The sequence below is a fragment of the Pseudomonas sp. LBUM1653 genome, assembly GCF_059716115.1.
Genome location: NZ_CP166803.1, coordinates 3271920 through 3290427, shown reverse-complemented (window position 1 = coordinate 3290427; position 18508 = coordinate 3271920). Strand labels below are relative to the sequence as shown.

16 protein-coding genes are annotated in these 18508 nt (G+C 57.5%); 9 read left to right on the top strand and 7 right to left on the bottom strand.

What is annotated here, in order from left to right; genetic code table 11:
- Positions 1-55 precede the first annotated feature (55 nt).
- The 5 genes from ACA054_RS14755 to ACA054_RS14735 all read right to left on the bottom strand — a co-directional run bounded on the left by ACA054_RS14755 (position 56) and on the right by ACA054_RS14735 (position 6548).
- Complete coding sequence (locus ACA054_RS14755; RefSeq protein WP_497690050.1) at positions 56-1507, bottom strand: aldehyde dehydrogenase; 1452 nt, start codon at positions 1505-1507, stop codon at positions 56-58.
- A 27-nt stretch (positions 1508-1534) separates the two neighbouring features.
- Positions 1535-2680 carry an NAD(P)-dependent alcohol dehydrogenase gene (locus ACA054_RS14750; RefSeq protein WP_497690049.1) on the bottom strand — a complete coding sequence of 382 codons (1146 nt, stop codon included), beginning with the start codon at positions 2678-2680 and terminating at the stop codon, positions 1535-1537.
- A gap of 48 nt (positions 2681-2728) precedes the next feature.
- Positions 2729-3667, bottom strand: coding sequence for a catechol 1,2-dioxygenase (catA, locus tag ACA054_RS14745; protein WP_497690048.1), 939 nt, complete (start codon positions 3665-3667; stop codon positions 2729-2731).
- Positions 3668-3747: 80 nt separating this feature from the next.
- Positions 3748-5031, bottom strand: coding sequence for a salicylate 1-monooxygenase (gene salA, locus ACA054_RS14740; RefSeq protein WP_497690047.1), 1284 nt, complete (start codon positions 5029-5031; stop codon positions 3748-3750).
- 176 nt (positions 5032-5207) lie between these two features.
- Complete coding sequence (locus ACA054_RS14735; protein WP_497690046.1) at positions 5208-6548, bottom strand: MFS transporter; 1341 nt, start codon at positions 6546-6548, stop codon at positions 5208-5210.
- Positions 6549-6886: 338 nt separating this feature from the next.
- On the opposite strand from ACA054_RS14735, the gene ACA054_RS14730 reads away from it, so the two are divergent.
- The 9 genes from ACA054_RS14730 (at position 6887) to ACA054_RS14690 (ending at position 17218) form a co-directional block, all read left to right on the top strand.
- Positions 6887-7789: a LysR family transcriptional regulator gene (locus ACA054_RS14730; protein ID WP_497690045.1), complete on the top strand. Its 903-nt coding sequence runs from the start codon at positions 6887-6889 to the stop codon at positions 7787-7789.
- Positions 7790-7920: 131 nt separating this feature from the next.
- Positions 7921-9816, top strand: coding sequence for an oxidoreductase (locus tag ACA054_RS14725; RefSeq protein ID WP_497690044.1), 1896 nt, complete (start codon positions 7921-7923; stop codon positions 9814-9816).
- Positions 9813-10355, top strand: coding sequence for a VOC family protein (locus tag ACA054_RS14720; RefSeq protein ID WP_497690043.1), 543 nt, complete (start codon positions 9813-9815; stop codon positions 10353-10355). The genes ACA054_RS14725 and ACA054_RS14720 overlap by 4 nt, the downstream gene beginning before the upstream one ends.
- 157 nt (positions 10356-10512) lie before the next feature.
- A complete protein-coding gene (locus ACA054_RS14715; RefSeq protein WP_497690042.1) occupies positions 10513-11439 on the top strand; it encodes a helix-turn-helix domain-containing protein in 927 nt (308 codons plus the stop codon).
- 40 nt (positions 11440-11479) lie between these two features.
- Positions 11480-12403, top strand: a complete 924-nt coding sequence (locus tag ACA054_RS14710) for a LysR family transcriptional regulator (RefSeq protein ID WP_497690041.1) — start codon at positions 11480-11482, stop codon at positions 12401-12403.
- Between the two features lie 327 nt (positions 12404-12730).
- A complete protein-coding gene (locus ACA054_RS14705; protein ID WP_497690040.1) occupies positions 12731-14020 on the top strand; it encodes an MFS transporter in 1290 nt (429 codons plus the stop codon).
- Positions 14021-14024: 4 nt separating this feature from the next.
- Positions 14025-15197, top strand: coding sequence for a M20 aminoacylase family protein (locus ACA054_RS14700; protein WP_497690039.1), 1173 nt, complete (start codon positions 14025-14027; stop codon positions 15195-15197).
- Positions 15198-15406: 209 nt separating this feature from the next.
- A complete protein-coding gene (locus ACA054_RS14695) occupies positions 15407-16747 on the top strand; it encodes an OprD family outer membrane porin (RefSeq protein WP_497690038.1) in 1341 nt (446 codons plus the stop codon).
- 48 nt (positions 16748-16795) lie between these two features.
- Positions 16796-17218, top strand: coding sequence for an alpha/beta fold hydrolase (locus ACA054_RS14690; protein ID WP_497690037.1), 423 nt, complete (start codon positions 16796-16798; stop codon positions 17216-17218).
- A gap of 55 nt (positions 17219-17273) precedes the next feature.
- On the opposite strand, the gene ACA054_RS14685 is transcribed toward ACA054_RS14690, so the two are convergent.
- Complete coding sequence (locus ACA054_RS14685; RefSeq protein WP_497690036.1) at positions 17274-17618, bottom strand: hypothetical protein; 345 nt, start codon at positions 17616-17618, stop codon at positions 17274-17276.
- A gap of 454 nt (positions 17619-18072) precedes the next feature.
- Entirely contained in the window at positions 18073-18474 is a 402-nt protein-coding gene (locus ACA054_RS14680; RefSeq protein ID WP_497690035.1) for a hypothetical protein, read from the bottom strand.
- Positions 18475-18508: the final 34 nt, after the last annotated feature.

Here is an 18508-nt window from a genome sequence, read left to right as displayed (position 1 = left end):
CTGTTGCGTGTGTGACCCACAGAAAAAACCGGCGCATTACGCGCCGGTTTCAATCCTAGAATGGATAAGGCTGGTTGGAGGGTTCGACCGTGACCCACTTGACCTCGGTAAACTCCTCGATGACTGCACTGCCATCGAAGCGGCCGTAACCGCTCTTCTTCATTCCGCCGTAAGGGGCCTGCGGTTCGTTTTGCACAGTGGCGCCATTGATGTGTACGCAACCGGCATCAAGTCGGCCCGCCAACTCCAATGCCCGTGTGACATCGCGACTGAATATTGAGGACGAAAGACCGTAGGCGGTGTCGTTGGCCACCTGCAGCGCCTGCTCGGCGCCTTTCACCCGGACGATCGTTGTCACCGGGCCAAAGGTCTCTTCGTCGTAGATCGACATCTCACGGGTTACCCGATCGACCAATGTCGGACCCATCAGGGCATTTTCCGCCAGACCGCCAGCAACGATGTCAGCACCCTTGCCAATGGCGTCGTCGAGTAAATGGTTGATCCGTTGCACCGAGCCCTGGCCGATCATCGGGCCAATCACGCAGCTTGGAGTCGTTGATGGAACGCCCGTTTCCAGAGACCGCACGCGCTCTGCGAAACGGGAAACGAATTGGTCGGCAACCGCTTCATCGACCACGAAACGCTCGGTCGACATGCAGATTTGTCCCTGGTAAAGGAATGCTCCGAAAACGGCGGCGTTGACTGCCCCGTCGATATCCGCGTCATCCAGAACGATGAAAGGGGCTTTGCCACCCAGTTCCAGGAGGCAGCGCTTGAGATGACTGGCACAGGTCTGGGCAATCATACGGCCGACCTTGGTCGAGCCGGTGAAATTCACTCGACGCACAATGTCATGCGCTACCAGCGCTTCAGTCACGGCAGACGCGTCCTCTGGCGCGCTGATCAGAAAGTTCAACACGCCCGCAGGCAGACCAGCATCGTAGAACGCTTCCGCCAGCAATGCATGCGTACGTGGGCTGCTTTCCGAACCCTTGAAAATCACCGTGTTGCCACACGCCAGTGGGTAGGCAATAGCGCGTGCGCCAAGGATGACCGGACCATTCCAGGGCACGATGCTCAGTACCGCACCCACCGGCTGGCGCAACGTCATCGACAGTGCGCCTGGCTTGTCGGTAGGAATGGTTTCGCCTTTGATTTGTGTGGTCAGCGCCGCGGCTTCACGCAGCAGGTTGACCGATGCGCCCACGTTGAATTGTGCCCACAGTTGCGAAGCGCCGATTTCTTCGGCCATGACCGAGCAGAACTGCGCCATTTTCGATTCCAGGGCATCGGCAGCCGCCAGCAGAATGCGCCGGCGTTCGGTTGGGCCTGTTCCGGACCACGTCCGAAAAGCGCGCTGGGAAGATTCGGCGGCACGGATGGCATCCTCGACGCTGCAAGCTGCCCCCACGCTCACGGTCGCGGCACTGAGCGGATCGACACGTTGGAAAGTCTTGCCATTGGAGGCGTCGAGTTTTTGATTGTCTATCACGAGTTGAACGGTCATTGCGGGTTCCTTTAAAAATGGAAAAAGTCAGACCGAAGCAGGGACTGGCATGCGAAGGATCGGTTTGATCGTGACACCGCGCTCGCTATCGGCCATCGCCTGGTTCACCTCATCGAACGCGTAAAACTTGCAAAGCTTGTCGAAGGGGAATCGGCCCTGCAGATAGAGATCTACCAGCTTTGGAATAAAGGCATTGGCAACAACATCGCCCTGGACGATGCCGATGATCCGTTTGCCGGGAATCATCACGTCATTGATATTGAAGGCTACCTCGGTGCCGACTTTGGTTGCGCCGACGATGCCACAGGTGCCAAGCGTGGTGAGTGCGTCGATCGCCTGGCGCAGAACTTCGGGGCGACCGGAGCATTCGAGGCTGTAATTGACACCGCCCTGGGTGATGGCCTGAATACGTTGAACCGGATCTTCTTCGCGGCTGTTGATGACATGGGTGGCCCCCAGTTCGCGCGCCAGTTCCAGCCGACTCGGTGTGACGTCCACAGCAATGATGGTCGTAGCGCCTGCGACCTTCGCAGCCATTACCGCCGCCAGGCCGACCGCGCCCGCGCCAAAGGCGGCGAAGCTTGATCCGGCCTCAACCTTGAGTGCATTGAACACCGATCCTGCGCCCGTCTGGATGCCGCAACCCAGCGGGCCCAACAGCTCCAGTGGCGCCTGTTTAGCCACCTTCACCACGTTGCGCTCATTGGCGATCGTATAAGTGGAAAACGAGGATTGGCCGAAGAAATGGTCGTGAATAGCGTGATCGCTGTCACATGCGCATGCGGAGCTACTGCCATCAAGTCGGCCGCCACCGAAGTTCAGCGGGTGCATGTGCGTACAGTGGGCCGGGTGGCCCGTTTCGCATGGCAGGCAAAGGCCGCATGACATGTACGTCATCACCACGTGATCGCCCGGTTGTACCGTGGTGACTGCAGAACCGACTGCATCCACGACACCCGCACCTTCATGGCCGAGGATGATCGGCAGTGGTGTAGGAAACAGCTGGTCTCGCACCACCATGTCCGTGTGGCAGACACCTGTGGCAACCACACGTACGCGCACTTCGGTAGGTCGAGGAGCCTCGAGCAGCACATCCTCGATCTGCAATGGGGCTCCGGAGGTGCGCAGCACTGCGGCGCGGATGTTCATCGATTGTGCATCGGTCCGGGACATCGTTGTCTCCTTGAAGTGGTTCGTCAAAGCCGGGAAAACGTCGGTTTGTCAGGCAGACTGCAACGCTCGCGGGCGTTGGCTGCGATGGGCTGCTTCTTCGCTCGCGGCCGGACGCAGGCTGAAATTGAACGTCATCTCGGCAAAGCGCCCTGCCACGCCCATGGATGCGGCCCGTGCCTCGTCATCGACGAAACTGACTTCGCCAATCAGTCCATCGCGTGTCGCGTAGGCGAAGTCGTCCCACAGGTACTTGTCATTCGACAGGTTGATCTGCGTGGTCAGATGTTCATGCCCCGGGGCAGAAATGAAGAAGTGGATATGCGCAGGTCGCTGCCCGTGACGGCCCAACTGATCGAGGCATTCCTGAGTAGGGCCGGTTGGATCGCAACCGTACCCTGAAGGCACGATGCTGCGAGCTCGATAGCAACCATTGGCGTCCGTGAGAATCCGGCGACGCAAGTTGTATTCCGACTGGCTCTTGTCGAAGTATGAGTAGTTGCCTTGGGTATTGGCTTGCCACAAGTCCACGGTGGCTCCGGCGATTGGCTGACCGTTCAAGTCCGTGACGCGCCCCTCCAGGAACATTACCGTTGCGGTACCGTCCTCGCTCCCGTCATCCATTCGGGTTTGGTATTCACTCAGTGGAGCACCCGCCACATACAAAGGACCTTCAATTGTCCGCGGCGTGCCTCCAGTGCGACCCGCTTCGACGTCCTTGGCATCCGCCAGTAGATCGAGGAAATGTTCGATGCCGAGTCCAGCGACCAACAATCCTGCTTCGTTTTTGGCACCCAAGCGGTTGACGTAGTCCACCGCCCCCCAGAATTCATCGTCGCTGATCTGCAAATCTTCGATCACCCGGGCCACTTCCTGCAGCAAACGTAAAACGATCTGCTTGCGGCGTGGATCGCCTTCGCTGTTGTCCAGTCCGGAGGCTTCGCGGAAAAATTGCTGCAATGCCGGCAGTTGAGAGATTTTCACTGTCATCTTGATTCACCAGATCTTATTGGTGTTGACCAACGAAGAGAGCCGCTGGGTGCTCCCTCCGTGCATGTCGGTTCAGGTCGTCAGGCGACTGCGCGCCAACCCAACTGGGCACGCGCCTCTTGCAGGTCGGACTGCATATCGTGGTTCCACAGCCAGTCGAAACGCTCTGCGAGGGTCTTGCCCAGCAGTTTTTCGTCACCGGCTACAGCTGGATCACGCATTTCATACAGCTCCCCGGCTTCCCAGGAAGTACGCTGCACACGGCAGGCACGTGGACGACGGATGGCGTCGTAAGCCGCAAGCACCGCTTGTGGCTGGCTGGCCAGAACCTGCGGATCGGCCAGCAGTCGCGCCAGGAGCCAGGCGTCTTCCAACCCCTGGCCTGCGCCAGCGCCCTGGTGCGGCAACATGGCGTGCGCGGCATCGCCGATCAGCCCCACGCGGCCGTGCACGTAGCCTGGCAACTCATCGAGCTCATGCAGCGCCCAAAGAGTGGGTGCCGGAATGCATTCGAGCAGCACCCGAGCAGCGTCTCCCCAATGATTGAAGGCAGAGAGCATTTCTTCCTGGGTGGCATTGCGCACCCACGGAGCATCGCTTGGCCAGGTTGGATCAGGGCGACTGCGATCGGAAATAAAGGCCACTACGTTGATGAGGCGGCCTTGTTTGACCGGGAATGTAAGGATATGTGCATCAAGCCCCAGGTACATCTGCGGGACATCGATCAAGTGCTCATCGACACCCCGAGCCCGGTACGCCGCACGCAACTGTTCGCTGTCGATCATCCCGCGGTAGGCGCAGGTACCACTGAAACGTGGCGCCACCAGGGGTTGGCCAAGACCGTTGAGAACATGATCACGAATTGAAGACTTGATACCGTCCGCGGCGATCAACAGGTCGCAGCGATGCTCAGTGCCATCGGTGAACAGTACACGAGCCTGTTCGGCATCCTGCTCCACGCTGAGGGCGCGCTTGCCAAACTGGGCGATCCCTTCGGGCAACTGGCTGGCCAGGGCGTCGAGGAAGTCGGCACGGTGAACAGAAGACTGCCCTACCCCTTCGGCCAGGCTGGCACCCAGATAACCGGCATCTTCACCCCGGCGCCATTCGAACCAGATGTCCTGCCAGGGATCCTGGGTCTGGTCGGCAATCTTGCGGTAGGGTTCGGCAATACCCAGGCCCGCGATGGCACGGACAGCGTTGGCGCCGAACGAGACACCCGCTCCGACCTCGCCAAAGGCAGGAGCCGCTTCGAACAACTGCACGTTCAGGTGGGAATGACGGCACAGGTCCAGGGCCAGGGCCACGCCGGCAATACCGCCGCCAACAATGCCGATTTGCAGTTTGGATTGAGAAGTACGCATAGCAAGTTACCCGTGAGGCTGATTGTTATTGGTGTTACCAAATCATCGCCAACCGAGCGCTATTGATAAATACCGCAACTCCAATACACGCCATCACTGGTGTGAATATTACTCTTGCGCACAACCAACCATTGGCCAGACGAGCCCCTCCGTGGGCTCGCCTGTTTCGGCCCTCGTTACTGCGACACGGTTTGGCTGGATGAAGCAGCCTGACGGCTTGAAGCGTTCTGAATGAGAAAGACCAGAATAGCGATGGCCCCTATCAGTCCTGGTACTGCGAAGATGAGAAAGCTCGCCTGCAGCGGCAGCGATGAAGCGTGCAGTGCGCCGCCCAGCAAAGGGCCGATGATGGCTCCGGTGCGGCCGATGCCCATCGCCCAACCAAGCCCTGTGGACCGAATGTGCGCGGGGTAATACTGCACCGTGCAGGCATTGGCCAGGATCTGCGTGCCAATGGTGCACGCCCCTGCGATAGCGATGAGCAGGTAAAGAACCGGTAACGGCGCTTTGAGCGCCAACAGGCTCAGGGCTAATGCTCCACAACTGAAAAACGCGAACAAGACCTTGGCGATGCCAATACGGTCCCCCAGCCAGCCACCGGCTACTGCGCCAATAATCGCGCCGAGGTTTAGCGCCAGCAGAAACGCCAGGCTGGAGTTCAATCCATAGCCTGCGGCAGTCATGAGTTTGGGCAGCCAGGAGCTCAGTGCGTAAACCATCAGCAAACAACAGAAAAACGCCAACCACAGCATAAAGGTGTGCACCTTGCGCCCGTCCTGGAACAGCTGTGCAATCGACACTGTCGTGCCTTTGGCGACCATCTGGTTCAACTGGTCATTTGCAGTGGGTACGTAAGACGGCTCGGCTTGTGCCAATAGATTTTGAGCCTTCACGGACTGCCCGGTGCGCAGCAGGAAATCCATCGACTCTGGCAATTGTCGTATCAGAAACGGCAAAGCCAACAGCGGAATTAGCGCTACATAAAACACCGCTTGCCATCCCCACTGCGGGATCAGCACCATGCCCAGGCTCGCCGATAGCATGCCCCCTAATGAGTAACCACTGAACATGATCGCGACCAAGGTGCTGCGGGATTTCTTTGGCGCGTACTCGTTCATCAACGCCACAACGTTGGGCATCACCCCGCCAATCCCAAGACCAGCGATGAACCGGCATAACGCAAACGCCTCGGGGCTTTGGGCCAGGCCGTTGATCGCCGTGACCCCGCTGAAGATCGCGACGCACATCATGATGGTTTTACGTCGGCCTATACGATCCGACAATGAACCGAAAAACAACGCACCCAGCATCATGCCCACCAGCGCGCAACTGCCAAGCGCACCAGCCTGCAACGAACTGAGGCCCCACTCGGCCATCAGTGAGGGCAGCACGACCCCATAGATGACCAGATCATAACCGTCGAAAATGATGATCAGCGCGCACCAGAACAGCACGCGCGCATGGAAGGTATTGAAACGTGCCCCGTCAATCAGGGCTGCTACATCTATCGTACGCATGGCATCGCTCTTCTTGTCATTGTTATAGAGCCGGAGGAACTGACGCCTCCGGTTATTGCGCGGTGCCCATTGGTGTTACGCAGAGTGTGCATAACTGGGCAAGGAGTCGATCATGGGCAAACCATCAACCGTGATAAATGCAGCCAGATGAATAGGCATTATTTCGAACGTGAATAAAGATCGAGGACGAGCAAAAGCCCCCTCGCTCTTGCGATGGACTCAGCGCTCTGGCGCTTGTTAGGCTTGGGACCCTTGCAGCGGCGATTTCAGAGCGGTGCAGACCCAACAACGGGCAAAGATCTTTCGCCCTCATGAGTGCGCAATCTGCACGAGGCTTTATGGAATTACGTGAACTTGACCTCAATCTTCTACTGGTATTCAACCAACTGCTGATCGATCGCCGGGTATCGACGGCGGCGGATAATCTTGATCTGACCCAACCCGCTGTCAGCAACGCGTTAAAGCGACTGCGTGTCACGTTGAACGACGAACTGTTCGTTCGCACCTATCAAGGAATGGAGCCTACGCCCTACGCCCAGCAGTTGGCTGAACCGGTTGCACTGGCCATTCAGACCTTGCGCGATGCTCTGAGCCGGCAGGACACGTTCGATCCGCTCAACTGCAATCGTCGATTTACGATGGCGATGACCGATATTGGTGAAATCTACTTCATGCCGCGGCTGATGGACGCGCTGGCTGAACGTGCTCCGGGTTGCTCTATCAGCACTCTGCGCAACACCTCCGATACCTTGGCCGAAGGGTTGCAGAACGGTGCGATCGACCTCGCCGTTGGATTACTGCCGCACTTGCAGGCAGGTTTTTTCCAGCAGCGCCTGTTTCACCATCGCTATGTCTGCATGTGCCGCAAGGACCACCCCGCCACCAGGGAACCGTTAACGCTGGAACGCTTTTGCAGCTATGAACATGTTCGCGTCGTGGCGGCGAATACGGGGCACGGCGAAGTTGATACCTTTCTGGCGCGGGCCGGCATCGAGCGAAACATACGCCTGGAAGTACCTCATTTCGTCGCAGTGGGGCACATCCTTCAACGCACCGACTTGATGGCAACAGTGCCTGAACGATTCGCCAGCAGTTGCGAACAACCCTTTGGGCTCGCGGTGCTACCGACACCGGTGGAACTGCCCAACATCGAAATCAACCTGTTCTGGCATGCACGCTACAACAAGGATCCCGCCAATCGCTGGCTTCGCCAGCTGATGTTCGAGTTGTTTTCTGACTAAGTGACCTGAGCGCGTACCACTGCCACGCCACAGCAGGATTCTTCAACGCCTCGACATGAATGTTCAATACTCATGCCGTCTCCCGTTCCATGCTGCAACCTCACAACAAAAAAAATAATGAGGAGATGGCAATGGCACACCCAGACATCCGAAATCTTGTGGCTTCAGACAGCCCGGCTGCGGCGCTCTACCAGCCCGGGCGGATCGGCACCCTGCACTTGCGCAACCGCTTCGTGCAAGCGCCGATCTTCACTCAGTTCGCCAGCACTTTCGGTGAGGTTGACGACAAGCTCATCGAATACCATCGGGCCCGAGCCCGTGGTGGGGTTGCTCTGATCATCACCGAGAACACTTCGATCGATTGGGAAGTCGGGCGCACGGCCGGCCACCCGATGCGAATCGACCACGACAGGTTCATTGGCGCGCTCAGCAATCTGGTCGACGCGGTCCACGGCGAAGGCGCGAAAATTGCGGTGCAACTGCACCATACCGGACGTCAGAATTCCCAAGGCAATACCGAACGCAACGAACCACCACTCGCGCCGACAGCGGGCATCACCAGCGCGTTCGGCACACCACCGCGAGCAATCGAAGAACATGAAATTCCTGGGCTGATCGACAAGTACGTTCAGGGTGCCCGGCGCGCTGTTGCAGCCGGTTTTGATGCCGTTGAGCTGCACGGCGCGCATGGGTATTTGCTTGGCCAGTTTCTCTCCCCTTTCACCAACAAGCGCACCGACCGTTGGGGCGGATCCTTGGAAAATCGTGCCCGTTTCGCCCTCGAAGTCGTGCGCGGGATTCGCGAACAGGTCGGTGCAGACTTTCCGATCCTGTATCGCCTGAGCGTGATGGAGCCCTACGAGGGCGGCCTCTCCCTGGAAGATGGCCTGGCCTTTTGCGAAATGCTCGAGCCTTACGTCGACGCACTGGATGTCAGCGCCGGGAACTACGACACGGCGATGACGTTGCTGCCCATGGTCCCGCCAGGATCGCTGGTCAATTACGCCAAACTCGTCAAACAGCATGTCTCGATCCCGGTCATCGGCGTCGGTCGCCTCACTTGGCTGTTCGACGAGATGGCGCAAGCAGTGTCTGACGGCGAACTCGACTTTGTGGCCTTGGGTAGATCGGGTCTTGCCGACCCTGAGACGGTTAACAAGACACGGCGCGGGCAACCGCAAAGTGTTCGCCGCTGCCTGGCGGTCAATGAATGCATCTCACGATGGATGTTCAACGGCAAGGGTACCCAGTGCGTGATAAACCCTACCCTCGGCCAGGAGCGCAGAGCGAGTGACGCTCGTCGCCCTGCTTCCAAACAGCAGCGAGTGCTGATCGTCGGCGGCGGGCCGTCCGGCTGTGAGGCCGCGATCCTGGCTGCTGAGCGCGGACACCAGGTGCAGTTGGTCGAGAAAGCGGATCGCATCGGTGGCCAACTCCATGCCTGGGCAGCTGCAAGCCCGTTTCGCATGGAGGTCAAGAACATGATTGACTTTTACGAGAGCGAACTCGAACGCGTGGGCGTCGATGTGCATCTCAATACCGATGCAGCCGATTTTGACTTGACCCCGTGGGACACGGTACTGCTGGCGACCGGTACCGTTGCGCAAGATCAGGGTCTGGATGTTGCCGACATGCTGGCAAACGGGGATCTTCCCGTGACTGATGAAGTTACCGTCTTTGGTGAAACCGAGACCGCCATGTTCGCGGCCCTGTGGCTGGCCGAGCAAGGCAAAAAGGTCAGCCTTGTTTCACCCGCTGATGGCGTGGGCGTCGATACCAATGATATGCAGCGCGAGCATCTCACCGGTCTTCTCAAGGGCCTTGACGTATCGATCCGCACAGCAGGCGCGAAGCCCGATGAAGGCTACGTGGTGATGGCGACTGCCCGAAATGCTTCAACTGTCCTGGATGCGTCGGTTGATGACATTCGCGTCCATGGCATCGGTACGAGGTCCCGTGGTGGACGGATGTATGAGGCGACCCAATCCGGTTTCTGGGCGGCAGCGAAAATAGGAGAGTTGGCATGAACGTTCGCGCGATCGAACACGTAGGCATTACCGTTCCGGATATGGAAGCGGCGACCCGATTCTTCGTCGACGCCTTTGGTGCCGAGAAACTTTACGACATGCTTGACGCGCCCTTGGGGGGGGCTGAAGTGGAGGTGGGACTCGGCATCGCACCCGGCGCTGTGATTACCGCAATCCGCATGCTTCGCCTCGGCAACGGTCCCAACCTGGAGCTGTTTTCCTATACCGGGGTGCAGCAGTCGCAGCCTGTGGTTCCAAGCGACTTGGGAATTCAGCACATCTGCATCTACGTTGACGATATCGACGCCGCCGCCGATCGCCTGGAGAAGGCCGGTGGCGTCCTGCTCAGCCGCCCTGGCGACCTCCCGGGCGGTGACGCGGGAAAAGGTAATCGCTACGTCTACACCCGCACGCCTTGGGGAAGTACGATCGAGCTGGTGACTTACCCCTCGGCGCAGGCCTACGAGCGTCACACTCACCTGCGCCGCTGGAGACCGGGGCTGACCGAGCCGAGCGGTCACGAAACCCAGGTGAAGTAGGAAAAGGCTTGCCAGACGATCGGGTGCAAATCCCCTGATCGATGGCAGGCCTGTTTTGCGTACAAACCTGAAGGATGTGATAGTTTTTGAATGTCACAAAAACTGCCAAGTGCTGATAAAAAACTCCACTGCCAATACCAATAAAAAGGGAGTTGAGATGAGTGCCATCCTTTTAACGCCAGAAAAAATGCTGGACGTAATCCCTGGTGAAGTCACGATCAAGGGTACCGTCGAGACTGCACCCGATAACGGCATGTCGATTCGGGGCTACCGCTTTGACAAAACCGAAGTCCGCATCCCGTGTATGCGCGACTACGAGTTGGTGAGATGGAAATCAGGGACATCCAATCTGGGTTTCCATGATGGCAAGCAATGGCAAAAATGGTCGGTTGGTGATAACGACGTGACCATTTTGACCCGAGGCGAATCATCCCGGTGGTACTGGATGAATGATATCGAGGTCAGTCATATCTACATTTCGCAAGCAATGATGGCCAAAGTCGCCAATGAAGTCTTTCAACAGGATGTTGACCGTGTTTTTGTCGACCATTGCCCCCTCGTTAACGACGCGACGCTCTCCAGGCTCATGGCAGCCTATGAAATCGAATGCTTGAGTGGCGAACCGGGCAGCAGCATCTTTGCCCAGACGCTGGAAATACAGATGTGCATTCATCTGCTGCGCCAGTATGTGCGGTGTGATCTCAGAGACAGCGATCAAGCGTCTCGCCTGACAAACCTCAAACGCGACCAGCTTCAGCAATACATCGACTCACACCTGTCCTGTTCGATTACCGTCAAAGACATGGCTGCCATTGTCGACCTGAGCCCGTCGTATTTTGTACGGGTGTTCGGGGCTGTGTACGGGGTCTCGCCCCATCAGTACGTTCAGTCGCGCCGCTTGAAAAAAGCTGAGCGGATCCTGTCTACGGTGCGTGATGTTCCGTTGAAAGCGGTCGCCATGGACTGCGGGTTCTCGGACCAGAGCCACATGACCCGACTGTTCCAGGAAAAACTGTCCATGACACCCAAGCAGTATCGCGAGAAAAACGTTTCCAGGCTTTTTTGCTCCTCGGCCTTGCAGTAACGTGCAGCACCTTCGTCGCACTGCAAGGACCTGTCGTTAAGTGAAACTCCATCAAATCAAGGCACTGGTAGCTATCCACCAAACCGGAAGCATCAGTGAAGCCTCCCAAGTACTGCATGTCACTCAGCCAGCCATCAGCCGATCAATCAAGGACCTGGAGAGCGAGCTGGGCCTGGCTCTGCTGCAGCGCTCTCACAGGGGAATGTCGCTCACCGATGAAGGCCGCCGCATCATTCGCCATGCACAGTTGACAGTCGAGAGCATGCGACGCCTGCAACTGGAGGCGGAAAACATCAGGGATTTGCAGGTCGGTGAGGTCACCGTCGGTGTCACCTCCCTGACATCTGTGCTCAAGGGGCTGGGAGAATGCATCGCTGGATACCAAACGAAGAATCCGCGCGTTCGCATCCGCCTGGTTGACCTTCGTCCCAACCAGATGCTCCAGCGCCTGCGGGACGGTACGCTGGATTTCGCTGTCACCTCGCAGCAGCATACGCAGAGACTTAACCTGGATTGGGAAGCTTTGAGCCGCATGAAGGGAGTGGTGGTCTGTCGAAAAAACAACCCTCTGCGCCACTCCCGCTCACTGCGTCAGTTGCAGTTTGCGAACTGGATCAGCCTCGATGCCGTCGACGATCACTCGTCTCAGTTCTATCAAATGTTCGAAGACAACGAGATCCCTCCACCGCAGCGGATCACCGAGTGTTCATCGGTATTGCTGGCGCTTGATCTACTGCACCACGCCGATGCATTCATGACACTCAGCGAAGCCGGAATGGAAAATACGCTACCCAAGGCGCTCAATGAAGACCTGATACAGGTCAAGATCGAAGAAATCATCCCTGAGTACCCCATCTACCTGGTGTGTATTGATCGCAACGCTTTGACAACCACGGCTCGCGACCTTTACTACGCGATCAAGGGCGTGATTTCAGTGAATCAGTCTACGGACTTCTCGCGCTAACGCGGACGACAAACTTAAGAAAAACACAACGATATGCCCAATGGTTAAGTCTGGCTCGTTTCCAGGGGCCAGCGACCGTAGCCTCGCGATTATTGGTCTGAAACCATGCAGCTGCCCGCTCCGCAGCCTGCGGCGACGACCGAGTCACTGTCATCAAACAGGTCGTGTGATCGATAATCGGCCAATATCGCACCGAATTGACACCCCGTTGAGCTTGGGCGGCCAAGCATCATAACTAACGGTTAATCATCGAAGAAAAGCGCAAGTGCGCAGTGGCAGTGTTTGCCGGATATTCGGGCAACAACAAAACTGTCACAGGAAAAATCGATGACTACTCTGCAAGCGCCCCCTCTCCCCTGCACCGCTGCTCCACCCGTGAACGGTTCCAGGAAAGCCACCGTTGCTTGCGCTCTAGGCAATGCCCTGGAGATGTATGACTTCACGATTTACAGTTTCTTCGCGGTCGTGATCGCAAAGAATTTCTTTCCTGCACAGTCGGCAACGGCATCGCTACTGATGTCTTTAGCCACCTTCGGCGTGGGTTTCCTCATGCGCCCGGTGGGTGCTGTGGTGATTGGGCGCTTCGCCGATCGCCGTGGCCGCAAATCGGCGTTGAGCCTCACAATCAGCCTGATGACAGTCGGCACTGCGATGATTGCCTTCGCGCCGTCGTATCAGGACATTGGCTTGTTCGGCACGTTGATGCTGGTGGCTGGCCGCCTCATGCAGGGCTTTTCTGCGGGAGGTGAAGTCGGGACCGCGTCGGTGTATCTGATGGAGTCCAGTGCTACGGCAAACCGCTGTCGTAACGTCAGTTGGCAGGCAGCCAGCCAAGGCTACGCGGCCATGGTCGGTGCCGGCCTTGGTTTACTGCTAAACAACACGTTGAGTGCCGAGGACCTTGAAAACTGGGGCTGGCGCATTCCCTTTTTACTGGGGCTGCTCATCGGTCCGCTAGGTTGGTACATCCGTCGCTTCCTGCCTGAAACCCACGAGGCCCAACCGACCAAACGCGACGGTCGGCTGCGCGATCACATCGACCTGCGCCACACCCTGCTGGCGATCGGCCTGATGGCCAGCGCTACCATTGGCATATACCTGTTCATTTTCTACATGCCCGCCTACCTGACGGTCACCCTGGGCTACCCGCAACGTAGTGCCTTGGTTATCGCCTGTGTAGCAAGTGCCTGCCTGGCTGTCATCACGCCACTGGCCGGGCGCTTTGCCGATCGCCATGACTTGCGCAAGAAGCTGCTGGTCTGGACGATAACCCTGCCCGTGCTACTGGCGTGGCCAGCCTTCTACTTGCTCAGCTTGAGCACCAATTTGTTTGTGGCGATGTTCGTAATCGCGATTCTGGTGCTGCCTGGCTGCATCGGTTCGGGGGCCTTCTTCGCCTTGATCATGGAAGCCTTTCCGAAAAATCGTCGCGCACTGGGCACCGCCGTGAGCTACAGCTTCGGCGTCACCTTGTTCGGCGGTTTCTCCCCATTGATCGCCACGTGGCTCACGGCTGCCCTGGATACCCCCCAGGCGCCAGCTCTGTACCTACTCGCCGGCGGCGCCATCAGTTTGGCTTGCCTGGCTGTATTCCCCGAAAACCCTGGTCGGGAGTGACCTGATGAATGCATTGACTCAAACCGTGGGCGAACAGGACCTGGATGCTTTTATCCAGCTGCGCCGGGACATCCACCAGAACCCTGAATTGGGCGCGCATACCCCGCTGACCGCCGAGTTGGTGGCCAGCAGGCTCCAAAGCTGGGGCTACGAAGTTCATCGCGGCATCGGTGGACATGGGGTGGTCGGCGTACTGCGTCGAGGCAGCGGCACTCGCCGATTGGGCCTGCGTGCCGACATGGATGCTCTGCCGATGCAGGAGAAAAACTGCTTCGCCCATGCCAGCCGGATCGAGGGCCGCATGCACGCCTGCGGCCACGACGGCCACACTGCCATCCTGCTGGCAGCCGCGTGGCGAATCGCTCAGTCGTCCGACTTCAATGGCACGCTTAACCTGATTTTCCAACCTGACGAGGAAGGTCTGGGTGGAGCCAAGGCCATGATGGACGACGGTCTTTTCAAACGTTTTCCTTGTGACGCGATCTTTGCCTTGCACAACTTGCCGGGAATACCGCTGGGCACCGCTGTGGTCCAGGCCGGTCCGACCATGGCCTCTTCGGAATGCGTGCGTGTGTTGATCAAAGGTCGCGGCGGTCATGGCGCAATGCCCGAACGCGCTGTCGATCCGATACCGGTGCTGGCCAGCATGATCAACGCGATCCAGACAGTGAAGTCGCGCAATCTCTGCGTTGATGAACACGCCGTGATCAGCATCGGCATGGTCGAAGCAGGCAGTGTCTACAACATCATTCCCGACACGGCATCGATGTTGATCAGCGTGCGTACCGACACCGCGCAGACTGAAGGCAAAATCAATCAGCGCCTGGCGGAAATCGCCCAGGGCCATGAATACACGTTCGGCGTCAAAATCGAACTTGAAACCACGCAACTGGCGCCAGCGCTGGTCAATACGGCGACAGAAACAGAGATGCTTCGCCAGAGCCTGGCGCCGCTGTTCAAGCCCGGCCACTTGTTGCCGCAAGCGGCGAAGATCATGGCGACAGAAGATTTCGCCTGGATGCTAACCGAAGTGCCCGGCTGCTACTTCTTCCTGGGTAACGGCGAAGGCGAGTTTCATGGCTGCTCAGTGCATAACCCCCACTACGACTTCAATGACGAGCTGATTCGCATCGGCTCCGACTGCTGGCTGAAACTTGTGAAGGATTATCTCAACTGAGGGCGCAGGCTTGGGTTCACATCATCATCGATTTTTGATGACTTCAAAGTGCTCGAGCCGCTGAACCGGCATTCCAATATCTGAACGACCACCATCAGGCCGCTGCGGCCTGATGGTCAAGTCCGGCCACGCCCTGCCCGCGCAAGAACTCCATAACGATGACTCGGCGACTTACTTCTTATCTGCCCTAAAAACAACAGGCAAAGTCTATGTATCGCACAGGTAATTTGGCGTTATTCACCGTCGGCTCGCTGGCGGCCGCAGTTTGTACTTCCCAGGTCCATGCCCAGGAACAAGGTTTGCTGCAAGACAGCTCACTGACGCTCAATACCCGTCAGTGGTACTCACACGAGGTCGGCCACAAGGCCACTTATTTCAAACTGCAAACACCCGACGGAGTCCGCAAGCTGCGTGACCGTACCGCCTGGCTGGAAGGCATCAGGCTCGACTTCGTTTCCGGTTTTACCCAAGGGCCGGTGAAGTTTGGCCTGGATCTGTCGACCTTCTCGGCCGTGGCGCTGGAGCGCAGCCGCAAAGCGGCGGCAGGCGGCAGTAATCGAATGTTGGTGGACAAGGACGGCGATGTGGTCGATGACTGGAGCAAACTCGGTATCGCGGCGCTGAAGTTCAAGGTTGCCAACACACTGTTCAAGGTTGGTAGGCAGCAAGTCAGGACACCGATGATGTCCTACACCGACACCCGTACATTGCCTTCAACGTTCAATGGTGTGTCTCTGGAAAGTCATGACGTCGAAGGTTTAACGATCAAGTCTGGCTACTTCGACAAGGGCTCACCGCGTACCGGGGCCGGAAGCCAGGATTTGAGTCCCACTTACGGTTCGCCCCTGGTCACCAGTGACTTTAACGCTTACGCCGGGGCCGACTATGTATCGAGCGCTGGCTGGCGCAGCAGCGCCTATGTCTCTCGCTTCGACGATATCTGGGATCGCGAGTATCTGGGCCTGGGCAAGAAAACCAACTGGGGACCGGTTAACGTCGATGTGCAACTGGATGCCTATACCACCCAGTCAAGTGGTCGCGAAATCGGCGGCAAAATCGACCAGCAGGCCTACGGCCTGAGTATCACGCCCCAATGGCGCAACCACTCGCTGAAGATCGGCCTGCAGCAAATCAAGGGTGACGAATATTTCGATTATCCCTTTGAATCCAACGCCATCAGCCTGCCCAATACCATGATGTCCTTTTACAACGGCCCCAATGAGCGCTCGATCGGGGTGATCTATAACAACGATTGGGTCGCTTATGGTCTACCTGGTCTGAAGACTACGCTCTGGTACATCAAGGGCATGGGCATCGACGGCAGTCATTACGACGGTGGGCCGAACGGCATTTACAACTCGGTACTCAAGCAGCGGGGTGAAAGCCACTATGAAGTGGGCGGCAATGCCAGCTACACAGTGCAATCGGGCACCTTCAGGAACATCAGCCTGATCACCAGTTATTCCTCGCACCGTGCCAGTGAATATCAACTGGAAGGCAATGTTGATGAGTTCAGATTGATCGTCAACGTGCCGGTCAAGTTGTTCTAGGCTAACAGGCGGCCTGTTGGCCCGATGAAACGGTGAAATGACCGCAAGGTGCACAACCGGCCCCGCGGCGCATTCACTTGGCGGTTTATTCGACGTATTCGAGCCTTTGTTGAAGAGCGGACAGTGTGCGGTATCCGCAGTGCCAAACAACAGTTTGAACAACCAGGACAAATCGAGCGTTTGCACAGGTACCACGGTGAAAAGGCTCAATGGGTATTGAATGCCTGGACTCAAACCTGGCTTTCCCCCACCTATGCGGACTGGACCATCGAGAAGGATCTTCCAGCGATCCAATGCCCTTTGCTGGTTATCCATGGCGCAGACGATGAGTTCGGCTCAACGTTGCATCCCCACCGTTACGCCAACCTGGCCCGCGGGAAGATCGAGATACTTGTAATCAGCGATTGCCAACACGTTCCGCACAGAGAAAAAACGCAGAGTGTCATTGATGCAGTTAGCCGTGTGCTGTAGATCGGTTCCCTGCCAGATTCAAATCGGCCTGGATTGATTGCAGTCAGGCCGAACGCTAGAGCAACAGTAACGCCTCATGCATTTCTATTGACGGTGTGACGCCTGCTTTGCGTCGGCTGTGCAGCCAGTCTCTGGTCTTACGGACATCGAAGACCTGTCCCTGGTCCATCAAGGTCAAAAGGAGCTCATCGGAAACACGATAGCGTCCACAGTTTGGACAATCCCTCTCCTCCCACGGGCCATGACACTGGATACGCTCCGCCAAGCCGACACAGATGAGACAATTCATCGCTATCACCCATTCTTGTTTTTTAACCGCCTTTATCAAGCCGGTTGAGATACCGCGCACAATAATCACTGGGCGCGCTGATGAAGCTTGAGATTTGTCGACCAGAATCATCGAACGAAAGTTCGGGACGTTGACGCTTTCAGGATAAACAGGTCGTATTCACTAACCACGCCGAGCGCTCATCATTGAAGCCTGCAACATAGCGCGCCGCCGGTTTTTGCGCCGTTCATGGGATCAGCATCCCAATACTTGGCCACCTGGATTATCGCAAGGCTGGAAGGCATCGATGCCGCGCAAAGCGCTCCACTACTCGCTACAAATCCTCCACAGACGCCGACGTTCGTAGTTCCGATGCGCCCTCCTCCCCCCAACCAATGGGGGGGTTTGAACAATCAAACCACGTCATTTTCCTCCCCCAGAAGACAGATGCATCTGTAGGCCCTTAACGCACTGATCGAAGACGGCGAGAACTGCATCATCACGATGCGTGTTGGCCTGTTATGCCAGCAACTCTATGCCGAAGGCTGGGCGCAGCACTGACCTCGACAACCCATCCAGCAATACATCAAAAACAAGAGAACGCACGAAAATGGCTAAATACCCTGTAGTTGTTTATGGCGCCAGCGCTTACACCGGCATGCTGACAATGGACTGGTTGATCGATCAGGACATCCCGTTCACCGCCGTGGCGCGCAATGCCGGGCGAGTGCGGGAAATGATGGCGCAACGCGTGGTGCGCCTGGAGTCCGCCACCTATGAAATTATCGAAGCAGAACACACTGTTGAAGCGCTCACTCACGCATTCAAAGGGGCGAAAGTCGTCTGCAATACCGTAGGACCTTTCGTGAAATTCGGCCTGACTGCTGTTGAAGCCGCGCTGAAAGCCGGTTGCCATCACCTCGACACCACGGGTGAACAGGGCTATATGCGCCAGGTCCGCGAGCAATTTGGTGAACTGTACGCCCAAGCCGGCCTGCTGGTTTCACCGTCGCTGTCGTACA